Source organism: Micromonospora solifontis (assembly GCF_003725545.1).
Taxonomy (GTDB): domain Bacteria; phylum Actinomycetota; class Actinomycetes; order Mycobacteriales; family Micromonosporaceae; genus Micromonospora; species Micromonospora solifontis.
Genome location: NZ_RJLN01000022.1, coordinates 63,220 through 76,999, shown reverse-complemented (window position 1 = coordinate 76,999; position 13,780 = coordinate 63,220). Strand labels below are relative to the sequence as shown.

Here is a 13,780-nt window from a genome sequence, read left to right as displayed (position 1 = left end):
GGTCTTCCTCGGCCGTACACCGGTGTTCAACGCCCCCGACCCGGCCACCATTCCACCCCCACGATGCCCCCGGCCACACGCGGTCCCGGCCCACACGCACAAACCGGACAGCCCACCCCGTGGAACCGGACACTCCGGCCACCGTGACCCGGAGACGGCATCCCGGGGGCGCCCACGCCACCCCGGGCGGCGGCTCCTGCCGGCCCCCGACCCAGGACCGGACATAGACCCCACAACGACGTGCTCGGCCGGTCCGCGACGCCTGCCGCCCCCGTGGTCCGACGCGACATCGCCGAGGCGGCGGCATCCGCCAGCCCCGGACACCCCCGCCTCGGCGACCTGCACAAACCGACCCGCTCCGGCCTGTGACGGGGGTCAGGCCAGCCGGGCCCGTACCTTGTCGGCGCAGGCCGAGACCACGGTCCGTGCGTCCAGGCCTAGGCTCTCGATGGCCACGAGCGCGGTGAACACCACGTCGGCCAGTTCCGCCGCGACGTCCTCCCGGGTGTGGGTGACGCCCTTGCGGGGATTCTGGCCGAGCACCCCGATCCAGGCGGCGGCCGCCTCCCCCGCCTCCTCGGTGAGCTTGAGGAGGCGGCAGGTCAGCTCGGTGTCGCCGGTGCCGTTGGCGGCGTCCAACCAGTCGCGGGAGGCCCGGGCCGCGGCCCAGATCGAGTCGTCCACTTGACCAGTGAACCGGACGGCCGTGACGATCCGTATCCGGGGGCACGGCGCGGCGACGGGGCCGCCGTCCGTACCGGAAGGGGCGTGTCGGTGATGCCGGAGACGGTCGAGACCGTGTTCGCGAACGTGGTCCAGCGGAACCCGGGCGAGCCCGAGTTCCACCAGGCGGTACGGGAGGTGCTGGAGAGCATCGGCCCGGCGCTGGCCCGGCACCCCGAGTACGCGGAGGCGCAGATCATCGAGCGGATCTGCGAGCCGGAGCGGCAGATCATCTTCCGGGTGCCGTGGGAGGACGACTACGGCCGGATCCATGTCAACCGGGGATTCCGGGTGGAGTTCAACAGCGCGCTCGGTCCGTTCAAGGGCGGGCTGCGCTTCCACCCGTCGGTCTATCTGGGCATCATCAAGTTCCTCGGCTTCGAGCAGATCTTCAAGAACGCGCTGACCGGTATGCCGATCGGCGGCGGCAAGGGCGGCGCCGACTTCGACCCGAAGGGCCGCTCGGACCGCGAGGTGATGCGGTTCTGCCAGAGCTTCATGACGGAGCTGTACCGACACATCGGCGCGGAAACCGACGTGCCGGCCGGGGACATCGGGGTGGGCGGCCGGGAGATCGGCTACCTGTTCGGGCAGTACAAGCGGATCACCAACCGGTACGAGTCGGGGGTGCTCACCGGCAAGGGCCTGGCGTACGGGGGTGCCCAGGTGCGCCGGGAGGCGACCGGGTACGGGGCGGTCTTCTTCGCCGAGGAGATGCTCAAGCAGACCGGTCACAGCCTGGAGGGCAAGCAGGTGGTGGTTTCCGGTTCGGGCAACGTGGCGATCTACGCCATCGAGAAGGTGCACCAGCTCGGCGGCCGGGTGGTGGCCTGCTCCGATTCCGACGGGTACGTCCTGGACGAGAAGGGCATCGACCTGGCCCTGCTGCGGGAGGTGAAGGAGGAGCGCCGGGCCCGGCTCGACGACTACGTCAAACACGAGCCGCGGGCGGTGGCGGTCTCCGGCCGTACCGTCTGGGAGGTGCCCTGCGACGTGGCGCTGCCGTGCGCGACGCAGAACGAGATCGGCGGCGCGGAGGCCGCGGCGCTGGTGGCCGGCGGCTGCGTCGCCGTGGTGGAGGGGGCGAACATGCCGACCACCCCAGAGGCGGTACGCATCCTCGGCCGGGCCGGGGTGCGGTTCGCGCCGGGCAAGGCGGCCAACGCGGGTGGCGTCGCGGTGAGCGCGCTGGAGATGCAGCAGAACGCCAGCCGCGACAGCTGGACGTTCGCCCGGTCGGAGCAGCGGCTGCGGGAGACGATGCAGGACATCCACGCCCGCTGCTGGGCCACCGCCGAGGAGTACGGCCTGCCGGGCGACTACGTAGCCGGCGCCAACATCGACGGCTTCCGGCGGGTGGCCGAGGCGATGCTCGCCCAGGGCCTGGTCTGACCCTCCACTCTGGCCGCCTGACCGTGCGGTCAGGCAGCGATTGACAGGGGTCGAGGTCGAGCCTAGGTTCAGGTCGCTACCGGCCGGTAGGCATCCGTCCCGCCTGGTCGCCCCGCCACCCCGGGGCGGCATCCGTCCCCCGGGGGAGCAACGATGCTGACCTCAACCACCCGCCTCGCCCGCCGGCTGCTCGCCGTCGGCGCGGCACTCACCCTCACCGTCGGACTGGCCGGCGCGGCGCCGGCCGTCGCCGCCGACCGTGACGACGGCAGCCAGCCGCTGCCCGGCTACACCATCAGCAACCCACCGCTGGCGCCGCTGGTCGTCGGCGGCGCGGCCACCACCGTCCGCCAGGGCGTGCACGAGCACGCCGGCTTCATCATCGAGACCCCGGCCCGCTGGAACGGCGACCTCGTGATGTGGGCACACGGCTACCGCGGCCAAGGCACCGTGCTCTCTCCCGAGCCGCCAGCGTTCGGCCTGCGCCAGCGGATGCTGGAGCAGGGGTACGCCTGGGCCGCGTCCTCCTACGACCGCAACGGGTACGACATCCGCTCCGGCGTGCTGGGCACCCGGGCACTCGCCGACTTCTTCGCCCGCACGGTCCACAAGCCGAAGCGGGTGCTCATCGCCGGGGTGTCGATGGGCGGGCACATCATCGGCCGCTCGCTGGAGCAGTACCCGGCCTATTACGACGGGGCGCTACCGATGTGCGGGGTGCTCGGCGACCACGACCTGTTCGACTTCTTCCTCGACTACAACCTGGTCGCGCAGGCCATCGCCGGGGTACGCGCGTACCCGACGCCAGAGGACTACCTCACCAACGCGGTGCCGCGGATCCAGGTGGCGCTCGGGCTGGCGGGGCTCACGCCGGGCGGCCCGGACACCACCAACGACCTCGGCAAGCAACTGCGGGCCATCACCGTCAACCGTTCCGGTGGGGAACGCCCAGGCGCGGAGGCCGCCTTCGCCGTCTGGAAGGACTTCCTCTTCTCCATCGCCACCGTCGACGGCGGCGACTCCCCCGCCCAGCGCCCCGGCCAGCTCGCCACCAACCTGCTCACCCGGTACTCCCCCAACAGCCCGGTGGACGTCAACGCCACCGTGCAGCGGGTCGCCCCGGAGAACCTGTGGCAGCGGCTGTCACCCACGCTGACGGAGGTGCCGCGGATCAGCGGCCGCCCCACCGTGCCGGTGCTCAGCCTGCACGACCTCGGCGACCTCTTCGTGCCGTTCAGCATGGAGCAGGCGTATGCCCGGGACGCGGCGTGGCACGGTCGCAGCGGGCTGGTGGTCCAGCGCGCGATCCGGGCCGCGCAGCACTGCGAGTTCAGCCCGGCCGAGGCCGGCGCCGCCTGGGACGACCTCGTTTCCTGGGTACGCACCGGCCAGCGCCCGGCGGGCGACGCGGTCACCGACCCGAAGGCGGTGGCCGACCCGTCCTTCGGTTGCCGGTTCAGCGACCCCGCCGCCTGGGCTGCCGGGTCCGGCACCCGCCGGTTGTACGCACCCTGCTGAACCCTGACACGCCGCTGGCTGGCACGGGGCGGTGCCCGTGACCCGGTGCGCGGTGCCGACCCTGGCGCACGGGTCCCTCCCCCGCGATCCGGACGCGCCGCGCGTGCCCGCGCGGCTGAACCGGGTGGTGCCCCTGCCCGGCCTGTCCGCGCAGCCCTGCGTGGGCGCGTACGCGCAGGTCGTGCGGCCGGGCCGGGTCCGGGTGGGCGACGCGGCGGAGCCGGCCTGACCGCTCAGCCCTCGTTGCGTCCGCCGCCGCGCAGCTGCCCGTACGCGTCGAGCAGCTCCTGGAGCGCGGTGGCCGTACCCTCGTCGAGCTTGCCGTCGTCGGCGGCCTCGTCGATCTTCTCGCGCAGGTCCTCGATCCGCTTGGCCCGGTCCTTGGGCTTGCCCCGGTCCAGCCCAGCGGCCTTGTCCCGCAGTTCGTTCGCGATCTTCCGGTCGATCCGGCCGTCGGTGACGGCCTGCCCGAGCACGGCGGCGAACCGGGCGGCGAGCTCCCGCGGGGTGACCGGCGCCGGCCGGGTGGTCGTGGGTTCGGTGGTGGCCGGCTCCGGCGGGGCGGACGACTCGGCGGCGGACTCCTCGGCCGGCGCCGAGGTGACCGGTCCGGTGCCCGTGGGGGTGTCGGGGTTGTGGTCGAGCAGCAGCGTGCCGATCAGCCCGAGCAGCAGCACGAGCCCGGCCGCGACCAGCACCCCGATGAGCCGGTTCGACCGGTCCGGCGGGCGCGGCGGGGCCGGCGGCGGGGCCGGGCGCACCGGCGCGGCGGCCCGGTCGATCAGGGTCGGCGACTGCTCGGGCGGGGCGAGCGTGGGCAGGATCGCGGTGGGCGGGTCGGCCGGCTGGCCGGCGCCGAACCGGGCGGCGAGCTGCGCGGCGGTGGGCCGGTGGGCGGGATCCACGGCCAGGCAGGCCAGCGTCAGCTCCGCGAGGTTGGCCGGCAGTCCGGGTACGCGCAGCGGGGGCACGGCCGGCCGGCGGGCCTGCACGTCGAGCACGTCGTCCCAGGTCTGCACGGGCAGCGGGGCCCGGCCGGTGAGGGTGCGGTAGAGCAGCGCGCCGACGGCGTACACGTCGCTGGCCGGGTTGGCCGGGCCGGGCGTCATCCGCTCCGGGGCGAAGTAGGCCGGGGTGCCCATCAGCAGCTCGCCGGTCTGGCCCGCGAGGGGGTGGCGCGGCCCGGCGAGGGTGGCGATGCCGAAGTCGAGCACCTTGGCGCCGGTCTCGGTGAGCATCACGTTGCCCGGTTTGATGTCCCGGTGCACCACGCCGAGCTTGTGCGCGGCGGCCAGCGCGGCGGCGACCTGCCCGGCCAGCCGGACCGCGTCCGGCCAGGCGAGCGGACCGCCGGTCAGCCGGTCGGCCAGGGTGCGCCCCTCGACCAGCTCCATCACCAGGTACGGCACCACCGAGCCGTCGGGCAGGGTGGCCTCGCCGTAGTCGTACACCTGGGTCACGTGCGGGTGGGTGAGCCGGGCGGCGGCGCGGGCCTCGCGCTGGATGGTGGCGCGCAGCTGCGGGTCGGCGGCGAGTTGCGTCGCGAGCGCCTTGACCGCCACCGGACGGTGCAGCACCTCGTCGTCGGCGCGCCACACCTCGGACATCCCGCCGAGCCCGATGCGCTCGCGCAGGACGTACCGATCGTGCAGCCGCAGCATGGGCGTGAACGGAGACATGGTGGTCCAGTCTGCCTGGCGTCCCGCCGGCCGCACCAACCCGGTGCCCGCTTCGGGGCAGGCTGGGCGTTTTCGGGTCGACCGGGCGCGGTCCGGGTGGCGTGGACCACCCGGACAGCGGGTCGACCGGGGTCAGGGGAGGCAGGTGGGAGCGGCGGCCGGCCGGGGCTCCATGAGGTCGGCGAGGCGGCGCAGCGCGCCCGCGGCGGCCAGCCGGGTGGGGGCCAGCCGGGGCGTCCGGGGCCGGTCGGGGCGGACCGGCGCGTCGGGCCGCGCGGAGTTGACGTGACGCGTCACGGCGTCGACGGCGAGGAGGTAACCGGTGGAGTGTTCCATGTCAGCTCCCTGGGACGGGTCCGGTGGAGGTGCGGACGACGAGGTCGGTGGGCAGGAGGCGGTGGCCGTCGGCCGGGGTGGTCGGCGGCTCCAGCAGCAGTTCGGCGGCGAGCCGGCCCTTCTCCTCGGCCGGCTGGCGGACGGTGGTGAGCCCTGCGGCGGCGGCCTCGGCGATGTCGTCGAAGCCGGTCACCGAGATCGGGTGGGGCGGCCGGTGGCCGGCTGCGGCGAGCATGTCGAGCACGCCGAGGGACAGCACGTCGGAGCAGGCCAGGACGGCGGTGGGCGGCTCGTCGCCGGCCAGCACCTCCGCCACGGCGGCGGCCCCGGCGGCGCGGCTGTTGGCGGTGGCGTTGAGCAGGGTGAGCGCGGGCCAGGCCACGCCGACGGCGGCGAAGGCGTCGGCGAAGCCGGTGAGCCGGCCGCGCGTGGTGGGGTGCGGCGCGTCCCCGGGACCGGCCAGACGCAGCGGCCCGGGTGGCGCGCCGGGCAGCACGGTGTCGGCGAGCAGGGCCACCCGCCGGTGGCCGAGCGCGGCGACGTGGTCGGCGACGGAACGGGCCGCGGCCCGCTCGTCGATGCCCACGTACCGGTCGTCGGGGCCGGCGTCGGCGCGCGGGGCGGTGGTGACGTACGGCTGCCCCCGGTCGCGGATGGCCTGCAGAACCCACTCCTCGTCGCCGACGCAGTAGACGCAGAAACCGTCGACGGAGGCGTTCTCGACCACGCTGCGGACCCGGGCCCGGTCGGCGGGCAGTGGCATCAGCAGCAGGCTGGTGCCGTGCCGCTCCGCGGTCCGGCTCACCCCGGCGAGGAACCGCACCGCGAAGGGGTCGGTGAAGGCGTACGACAGTTCTGAGGTGAAGAGGACACCGATCGCCCCGACGAAGCCGCGCCGCAGTGACCGGGCGGTGGGGTTGGGGCCGGGGTAGCCGAGCCGCCGCGCCGCGTCGAGGATCTTCGCCCGGAGCGCCGCCGAGAGCTGGTCCGGCCGGCTGTACGCGTTGGACGCGGTGCTCCGGGAGACGCCCACCGCGTCGGCCACGTCCTGCAGGGTCGGCTTCACCGGCTCACCCTTCTGAATCGATTCAGAACTGTATCGATTCAGAGACTACCCGCAGCCGGTGGCGGCGGTCAATGGCAGGCGGCTACCGGCGTCAGGCCGGGTAGAGCTCGTCCCGGATCCGGGTGAGCAGCTCGGCGGTCCGCTCCGGCGGGGCGGCCTCGACGCAGAGCCGCTCCATCGCCAGCGCGTAATAGTCCAGGTCGTCGCGCTTGTCGAGGTAGATGGCGCTGGTCAGCTGCTCGATGTAGACGATGTCGGGCAGGTCCTGGTCACCGAAGCGCAGAATGCTGAAGGCGCCACTGGCGGCGGCGTGGCCGCCGGCGTCGAACGGGACGATCTGGAGCTGGACGTGCGGCGCGGCGGTGGCCTCGACCAGCGCGTCGAGCTGCGCCCGCATCACCGCGGGGCCGCCGATCGGCCGACGCAGGGCGGCCTCGTCGAGCACGGCCCAGAGCTGGGGCGGGTTGCTGCGGCGCAGCAGCTCCTGGCGCTCCATGCGCAGGCGCACCCGCCGCTCGATCTCCTCGGCCGGCGCGCCCCGGTGACCGAGCAGGATCACGGCCCGGGCGTAGTCGGCCGTCTGGAGCAGGCCGGGCACGAACTGCACCTCGTACGTGCGGATCAGCGCGGCGGCCGCCTCCAGGCCCAGGTAGGACTGGAACCAGCTCGGCAGCACATCGCCGTACCGGTGCCACCAGCCGGGGCTGTTCGCGTCCCGGGCCAGCTTGAGCAGCGCCTCCCGCTCGTCGGCGGCGGTGACGCCGTAGAGGGTGAGCAGGTCGGCGACGTCGCGTTCCTTGAAGCCGACCCGGCCGAGCTCCATCCGGCTGATCTTCGACTCGGAGGAGCGGATCTCCCAGCCGGCGCTCTCCCGGGTCACCCCGGCGCCTTCCCGGAGCCGGCGCAGCTGCCCCCCGAGCAGCATGCGCAGCACCGTGGGTCCGCTGGTCGGACCCCCCTCGGTGGGCACCATGGTCACCGCTCGTCCCTCGCCTGCCGACAGTCGCCGACCGGACGCCCCAGCCCGGCCGACGTGTAAGCATGCCATGGACCGACAGTGAGGTGTACTCCCCCGGACGGCCGAGTCAGTCCCGCTCGCGCGACGGCCCGCGGGCGATGAGGTTGTCGAAGTCGCCGTCGCGCGCTCCGAGTACGAACGCGGCGATCTCGTCCACTGTGTAGATCAGTGCCGGCCCCTCGGGGTGCCGGGAGTTGCGCACCGCGATCCCGGCGCCGCCGGGGAGTTCGGCCAACTCGACGCAGTTGCCGCTCGGGTTGCTGCGCCGGCTCTTCTGCCACCGTAGCGGCGGGAGCTGACTGGTGGGTACGCCGTTGTGAGGCTGCTGCATGGGGCGTCTTTCTGTGCAATAACCAGCCGATGCCGCGGGGAGGACAGGCGCGGGTGGCGACGGGAATCTGTCGGTTGAGGACTGAGATGCACGTGCATCTGCTATTGCATCTGCATTGGACAGCGAGCATGATAACCCGAAGTGCGGTGTACCCAGGTGTTCACTATGGGTGACCTCGCTCCGGCCGGGACCAGGGAGGACGTGGTCGCCGGCGAGGCCGAGTCTGCGGTGAGGAGGGCGCGTGCCGGATCCGATGACCGTCGCTTCCGGAATCTCCGCCGCCGGCGCCCTCGTCTCCGCCTGGCAACTGCGCCGCCGGGCGCTGCGCGCGGAGGCGGAGCTGGAGCTGCTCCAGGCCGAGCTGGAGGCCGAACGACATGCCGCCAGCCACGACCCCCTGACCGGCCTGCCGAACCGCCGGGCGTTCTTCCGGCTCGCCGCGGCCCTGCTCACCGACGCGGCCGGCAAGCCGCTGATCGCGATCGTGCTGGACCTCGACGGTTTCAAGCAGGTCAACGACCGCTACGGGCACGCCGCCGGTGACCAGGTGCTGGTCACCGTGGCACAGCGGCTCACCGCGTTCGCCGGGGACAACCTGGTGGCACGCCTCGGCGGCGACGAGTTCGCCGGGCTGCTCGCCAGCCCGACGGTGGACCGGCGGTGGATCGAGCACGCCACCCGCCGCCTCTACGAGGCGGTCGCGGCACCGATCCCACTGGGCACCCGGACCGTGCAGGTGACCGCCTCCGTCGGGCTCGCCCCGGTGTACGGCCCCACCCAGCTGACCGACGCGCTCTGCCGGGCGGACGCGGCCATGTACCAGGCGAAGAGCGTCAGCGCGGCCCGGGCGGCCCGTGAGCTCATGGCCGAGTGCTGACCGTCAGGCGGGCCACCGACCGAGGTCACGCAACGCCTGACGGGCAAGGCTGACCAGCCCGACGGGCGACAGCAACCCCTCCACGATCCGCAGCGCGCGCACCCGGTCCGCCTCCGGCCGCTCGGCGTCCGCCACGTCACCGGCCCAGCTCCACATGTCGTCGAGCGCCCGCACCCCGAGGTGATAGGCCAACCGGACCGGATCCGGCCGCACCGGGCCGTACCCCTCGAAGAAGGCGGCCTGCTCCACCGGGGTCACCGGCGCGAACGCGAGCACCCCGCCGAGGACGAACATCAGATCCCGTTCGCGGGGCGCGAGCACCGCGTCGTCCCAGTCGATCAACCAGACCTGGCCGTCCGGGCCGAGCAGCAGGTTGCCCAGGTGCGGATCGCCGTGGCAGACCACCAGGTCGGCCGGGCGGGCCCGCAGCTCCGCGCCGAGCGCGTCCACCCGGTCCAGCAGGGTGGCCAGGTCGTCGGCCGCCGCCCGCCACCGCCCCGCCACCGCACGGGTCCACCGGTCGGCCGTCCGGTCGCCCACCGCGCGCAACCGGCGGTCCATGTCTCGCGTCGCCGCGCCGACCCGCGCGTGGGTGTGGTCCTCCCGGGGCAGCCCGGCCAGTTCGTCCGTCACGGCGACCGCGTGGGTCGCGGCCAGCACCTCGCCGTACGCGCGCCAGTGCGCGGGACGCATGCCGCCGGCGAGGGCCCGCTCGTCGGAGGCCCACGGCACCACCGACAGCCGCCGTCCCTCGTGGACGGTGCACACCTCGCCCTGCCTGGAGAGGCGCGGCGCGACGACGCCCGGCACGCCCTGCCGAGCAAGCTGGGCCGTCACCACCAGCCCGGCCGGGGTGCCGCCCCCGCTCAGCTTGACCGCGTACTCGCCACCGTCGGCGGTGCTGGCCCGCCACAGCTCGGCGCTGGCGTCCGCGCCGTACCCGACGGGCACGGCGGACACGACGGTCAGGCCGAAGTCGTCCGCCACCCACCCCGCCAGCCGCTCGTCCACGCCGGTCGTCATCTCGCTCGTCACCGGCCCACCATGTCACCGCGGCGACCGGCGAGCGACCGCTTATCGCCAGCCGTAGCCGGTGCGCAGCGCCCGGCCCACCCGGTCGAACCGCGTCCGGTCCAGCACCGCGCCCTCGCGGCGGATGCTGTCCTCGCGCATGGTGAGCACCCGGTCGAGGCGTACCCAGCTGGGACGCTGCTCGCGGTCCCACTCCCCCGGGCCGAGCGCCAGCCAGTGCCGCTGCCCGTCCCGGTCGCCCTGGCTGGACAGCATCAGCCCGAACAGCGTCCGGCTCTGCCGGCCGACCACCAGCACCGGTCGGTCCTTGCCCTGGCGCGGGTCGTCCTCGTACGGAACCCAGGTCCAGACGATCTCGCCCGGGTCGGCCTGGCCGTCCAGCTCCGGGGCGTACGCCAGCTCCCGCCCTTGCAGCGCGGCCACCTGACGGCGCCGGGCCACCTGGGCCGGGATCGACGTCGGGGTCCGGGCCGGGGCGGGCCCGCCCCCGGTGATCCGGCCGAGCCGGGACGCCACGTTCCTCAACAGACCTGCCACGGCGGGCAGCCTACCGTCCGGACGCACCCGGCGCGCGGCGCCGCTGCCGGCCGAGGTGGCCCGGGTGATCGACGCGCATTCGGACTGAACCGGGGAGCCCGTGTCCCCGGCCGGAATGGTTGACTCCCCACGGGGGTGGTGGGCATGACCATGGAGGTACGCACGCGCAGCCTGCCGGGGCGGCCGGCGGCGATCGGCTCGGCGGGACCGTTCACGCTGGTGGTGGACCGTCCGGCCGACGGCGGCGGGGACGGGCTCGGCTTCAATGGCGGGCAGTTGCTCTATCTGGCCGTCGCCGGGTGCGTCTCCAACGACCTGTTCCGGGAGGCGCGGGCGATGGGGGTGGTCCTGCACCGGGTCGAGGTGACCGTGCACGGCGATTTCACCGGTGACCCGGCCGTCTCCACCGAGATCGGCTACGACGTCCGGGTGGCCGGGGACGCGTCGGACGAGCGGTTGCGCGAGCTGGTGGCCCGGGTGGACGCGATCGCCGAGATCCCCAACTCGCTGCGGCGAGGCACGCCGGTACGGCTGCGGCACGCCGAGGTGACCGGCGACGCGGACGCGGGCTGACGCCCCGACGGCCGGCGCCGGTCGGCCCGGCCGCGGACCGTGGTCGGGCCGGCGGCGGTCGGCGGTCGGGCCGGCGGCGGTCGGCGGAGCCCTGGGTCAAGCCGGGCGGCGGGCCAGGACCAGGGTGGTGCGCAGGTCCAGTACGACGGTGCCGCCGAAGCCGTCGACCGCCGCGCCGAGCGCGGCGAGCACCCGCTCCCGCAGCTCGGGCGGGCGGCGCAGTTGTGGCGAGAAGGTGCTGACCAGGCGCAGGTAGGCCGCCGTGTCCAACGGCAGCAGCCGGCGGAACGGCAGCGACCGGACGTCGACGAAGAGGCCGCTGTCGACGACGTCGGCGTGGAACCACCCCTCCGGGCGCTCACCGCGGGCCGGCGGGTCGGCCGCCGCGAACGCCGCCGCGACCGCCGCGGCGTGCGCCGGATCGGCGTACGCGTAGCGGTGCCCGAAGACCGCGAGGGTGCCGCCGGGGGCCAGCGCGTCGTGGGCCCGCCGGTTGCGGGTGGCCGGGTCGAGCCAGTGCCAGGCCATCGCACAGGCCAGCGCCGGCACCCCACCCGCCGGCGGGGTCCACTCCTCGAAGGCGACGGTCGCCACCTCGACCTGCGGAAACCGGTCGGCCAGCGCGGCGGCCATCCGCCGGTCCGGCTCGACGCAGGTCATCGGCGCGCCGAGGCCGAGCAACGTCCGGGTGGCCAGGCCGGTGCCGGCGCCGACCTCGACCAGCGCCGCCGGCACCCCGCCGTGGTACGCCCGGACCGCGTCGACGATCTCCGGCGGATAGCCTGGACGGGCCTCGTCGTATTCGCCGGCCACCTCACCGAAGAGCTGCGACATGATCGCCATCATCGCAGCGCGGGTCGGCCGCCACCGACCCCGCCGGGAGGAACCGTGCACCCCGAACTGCCCCGCGACCTGCCGGTGATCGAGCGCCGGGCGGTCCGGCTGGTGGTGCTCGACGCGACCGACCGGATGCTGCTGTTCCACACCCGGGATCCGGAGCACCCCCGGCTCGGCACCTGGTGGGAGCTGCCCGGCGGCGGGCTCGACCCCGGCGAGACGTACCGGGCGGCGGCGGTGCGGGAGCTGCGCGAGGAGACCGGGATCGTGGTCCGGCCGGACGAGGTGGGCGACCCGACCTGGCGCCGCCGGGCCAGCTTCATCCACCGGCGGTTGCGGCACCTGCAGGACGAGGTGGTGGTGCCGGTACGGCTGCCCGGGCCGGGCCCGGACGTGGACGAGGCGCACCGCCTGGACTACGAGGTGGAGGACTACTTCGGGTTCCGCTGGTGGCCGGTCGCCGAGGTCGTCGCCGACCGGCCGCGCTGCTATCCGGGGCGGCTGCCCGAGCTGCTCCCGGCGTTCCTGGCCGGCGAGGAGATCGACGAGCCGTTCGAGCTGTGGTCCTGACCGGCGGGTAGCCGGCACAGTGGAGCGGTGAATCCACTCCATGAACCCCTCGCCCGCTACGCCGAGCGGCTGCACCGCGCCGCCGGCGACGCCCACCACGTCGCCTCCCCGCTCGGCGCCTGGCTGCTCCTCGCGCTCACCGGTCCGGCCGCCACCGGTGACACCCGCGCGGAACTGGCCGAGGTGCTCGGCACCGGCGTGGACGCGGCGGCGGAGGCGGCCCGGGCGCTGCTCTCGGCGCCGCACCCGCTGGTGGCCTCGGCCAGCGCGGTGTGGGAGCGAGAGCCCTTCGCAGGCCTGGCCGGCTGGCGGGCCGGCCTGCCGGAGCGGACGCAGCGCGGCCCGCTGCCCGACCAGGCGGCGCTGGACGCCTGGGCCCGGGAGCACACCGGCGGGCTGATCGACCGGTTCCCCCTCGACGTCACCCCGGAGACGCTGCTGATCCTGACCAGCGCGCTGGCCACCAAGGTGTCCTGGGCGGACCCGTTCCAGGTGGCGCCGGCCGCGCGGCTCGGCTCGGGCAGCGCCTGGGCCGGCCGGCTGCACCGGGTGCTGCGTACCCCGCCGTGGGGGCACCGGTGCTGGGTCGCGGGCACCACGCGGGCCGGGGACGTGGCCGTACACGCGGCACCGGCCCGGCCGGTGGCGGGCGCCGACGGCGAGGCCGGGATGCTGGTGGTCTCGGTGGCCGCCGCGCCCGACGTACCGGCGGTGGAGGTGCTCGCCGCGGCGCAGGAGGTGGCCGCGTCGGCCGCCGTCACGCCGGACGGGTCCGCGCCCGGCCGGCGGTCACTGTTCGACCTGCCGCTCGGTGAGACGCCGCTCTGGACGCTCCGCGAGCAGCCGACCCGGACCTTTGCCGCCGACGGCCGGGAGGAGCACGCCGAGGCGGTGCTGCCGTGCTGGTCGGCGCAGAGCCGGCACGACCTGTCCCCGGCCGGCTTCGGCTTCGCCGCCGCCGCGCGGGCCCTCGGCGAGCTGGTCGGCGTGCCGCAGCCGCCGTACGAGGTGGCGCAGGCGGCGGTGGCCCGGTTCGGGCGGTTCGGCTTCGAGGCCGCCGCGGTGACCGCGTTCGGGATGGCCGCCGGGCTGCCCCCGGAGGGGATCGCCCGGATGGCGGAGCTGCGGTTCGGGCACCCGTACGCGGTGGTGGCGGTGGCCACGGACAGCGCGGGCGGCCCGTGGCACGGCGTGCCGGTCTACTCGGCGTGGGTGGCCGAGCCGGCGGAGCTGCCCGAGTCGGAGCTGGTCGACCCGCCCGTCGAGTGGTGACCGGCGGGGCCTCCGGGCG

16 protein-coding genes are annotated in these 13,780 nt (G+C 75.0%); 7 read left to right on the top strand and 9 right to left on the bottom strand.

What is annotated here, in order from left to right; all coding sequences use genetic code 11:
* Positions 1-375: 375 nt before the first annotated feature.
* Complete coding sequence (locus EFE23_RS10680; RefSeq protein ID WP_123240742.1) at positions 376-684, bottom strand: pyrophosphohydrolase domain-containing protein; 309 nt, start codon at positions 682-684, stop codon at positions 376-378.
* 93 nt (positions 685-777) lie between these two features.
* On the opposite strand from EFE23_RS10680, the gene gdhA reads away from it, so the two are divergent.
* From gdhA to EFE23_RS29740, 3 genes are all read left to right on the top strand, one after another.
* Entirely contained in the window at positions 778-2,115 is a 1,338-nt protein-coding gene (gene gdhA, locus EFE23_RS10675) for an NADP-specific glutamate dehydrogenase (protein ID WP_123240744.1), read from the top strand.
* A gap of 153 nt (positions 2,116-2,268) precedes the next feature.
* Positions 2,269-3,633: an alpha/beta hydrolase family protein gene (locus EFE23_RS10670; RefSeq protein ID WP_123240741.1), complete on the top strand. Its 1,365-nt coding sequence runs from the start codon at positions 2,269-2,271 to the stop codon at positions 3,631-3,633.
* A gap of 31 nt (positions 3,634-3,664) precedes the next feature.
* Complete coding sequence (locus EFE23_RS29740) at positions 3,665-3,862, top strand: MOSC domain-containing protein (RefSeq protein ID WP_204335204.1); 198 nt, start codon at positions 3,665-3,667, stop codon at positions 3,860-3,862.
* A gap of 4 nt (positions 3,863-3,866) precedes the next feature.
* Here the strand turns inward: EFE23_RS29740 and EFE23_RS10660 are convergent, their stop codons facing one another.
* The 5 genes from EFE23_RS10660 to EFE23_RS10640 all read right to left on the bottom strand — a co-directional run bounded on the left by EFE23_RS10660 (position 3,867) and on the right by EFE23_RS10640 (position 8,063).
* The gene (locus tag EFE23_RS10660) at positions 3,867-5,312 is read right to left on the bottom strand and encodes a serine/threonine-protein kinase (protein WP_123240740.1); all 1,446 of its coding nucleotides are present in this window, start codon (positions 5,310-5,312) and stop codon (positions 3,867-3,869) included.
* Positions 5,313-5,444: 132 nt separating this feature from the next.
* The gene (locus EFE23_RS10655) at positions 5,445-5,648 is read right to left on the bottom strand and encodes a hypothetical protein (protein ID WP_123240739.1); all 204 of its coding nucleotides are present in this window, start codon (positions 5,646-5,648) and stop codon (positions 5,445-5,447) included.
* A 1-nt stretch (position 5,649) separates the two neighbouring features.
* Positions 5,650-6,714: a LacI family DNA-binding transcriptional regulator gene (locus EFE23_RS10650; RefSeq protein ID WP_123240738.1), complete on the bottom strand. Its 1,065-nt coding sequence runs from the start codon at positions 6,712-6,714 to the stop codon at positions 5,650-5,652.
* Between the two features lie 91 nt (positions 6,715-6,805).
* On the bottom strand, positions 6,806-7,687 hold the full coding sequence (locus tag EFE23_RS10645; protein ID WP_500786052.1) for a Sco1979 family transcriptional regulator: 882 nt from the start codon (positions 7,685-7,687) through the stop codon (positions 6,806-6,808).
* Positions 7,688-7,799: 112 nt separating this feature from the next.
* Entirely contained in the window at positions 7,800-8,063 is a 264-nt protein-coding gene (locus EFE23_RS10640) for a DUF397 domain-containing protein (protein WP_123240736.1), read from the bottom strand.
* A 241-nt stretch (positions 8,064-8,304) separates the two neighbouring features.
* Between EFE23_RS10640 and EFE23_RS10635 the strand changes: the two genes are divergently transcribed.
* A complete protein-coding gene (locus EFE23_RS10635) occupies positions 8,305-8,940 on the top strand; it encodes a GGDEF domain-containing protein (RefSeq protein ID WP_123240735.1) in 636 nt (211 codons plus the stop codon).
* Between the two features lie 3 nt (positions 8,941-8,943).
* On the opposite strand, the gene EFE23_RS10630 is transcribed toward EFE23_RS10635, so the two are convergent.
* Positions 8,944-9,975: a phosphotransferase gene (locus EFE23_RS10630; RefSeq protein WP_199737004.1), complete on the bottom strand. Its 1,032-nt coding sequence runs from the start codon at positions 9,973-9,975 to the stop codon at positions 8,944-8,946.
* Between the two features lie 39 nt (positions 9,976-10,014).
* On the bottom strand, positions 10,015-10,509 hold the full coding sequence (locus EFE23_RS10625; RefSeq protein ID WP_123240733.1) for a type II toxin-antitoxin system PemK/MazF family toxin: 495 nt from the start codon (positions 10,507-10,509) through the stop codon (positions 10,015-10,017).
* A gap of 144 nt (positions 10,510-10,653) precedes the next feature.
* Between EFE23_RS10625 and EFE23_RS10620 the strand changes: the two genes are divergently transcribed.
* Positions 10,654-11,082: an OsmC family protein gene (locus EFE23_RS10620; RefSeq protein ID WP_123240732.1), complete on the top strand. Its 429-nt coding sequence runs from the start codon at positions 10,654-10,656 to the stop codon at positions 11,080-11,082.
* A gap of 96 nt (positions 11,083-11,178) precedes the next feature.
* On the opposite strand, the gene EFE23_RS10615 is transcribed toward EFE23_RS10620, so the two are convergent.
* Positions 11,179-11,916 carry a class I SAM-dependent methyltransferase gene (locus EFE23_RS10615; RefSeq protein ID WP_148058429.1) on the bottom strand — a complete coding sequence of 246 codons (738 nt, stop codon included), beginning with the start codon at positions 11,914-11,916 and terminating at the stop codon, positions 11,179-11,181.
* A 54-nt stretch (positions 11,917-11,970) separates the two neighbouring features.
* Here EFE23_RS10615 and EFE23_RS10610 point away from each other — a divergent pair, with 54 nt between their 5' ends.
* Entirely contained in the window at positions 11,971-12,489 is a 519-nt protein-coding gene (locus tag EFE23_RS10610) for an NUDIX hydrolase (RefSeq protein WP_123240730.1), read from the top strand.
* Positions 12,490-12,516: 27 nt separating this feature from the next.
* Entirely contained in the window at positions 12,517-13,761 is a 1,245-nt protein-coding gene (locus EFE23_RS10605) for a serpin family protein (RefSeq protein WP_123240729.1), read from the top strand.
* Positions 13,762-13,780 lie beyond the last annotated feature (19 nt).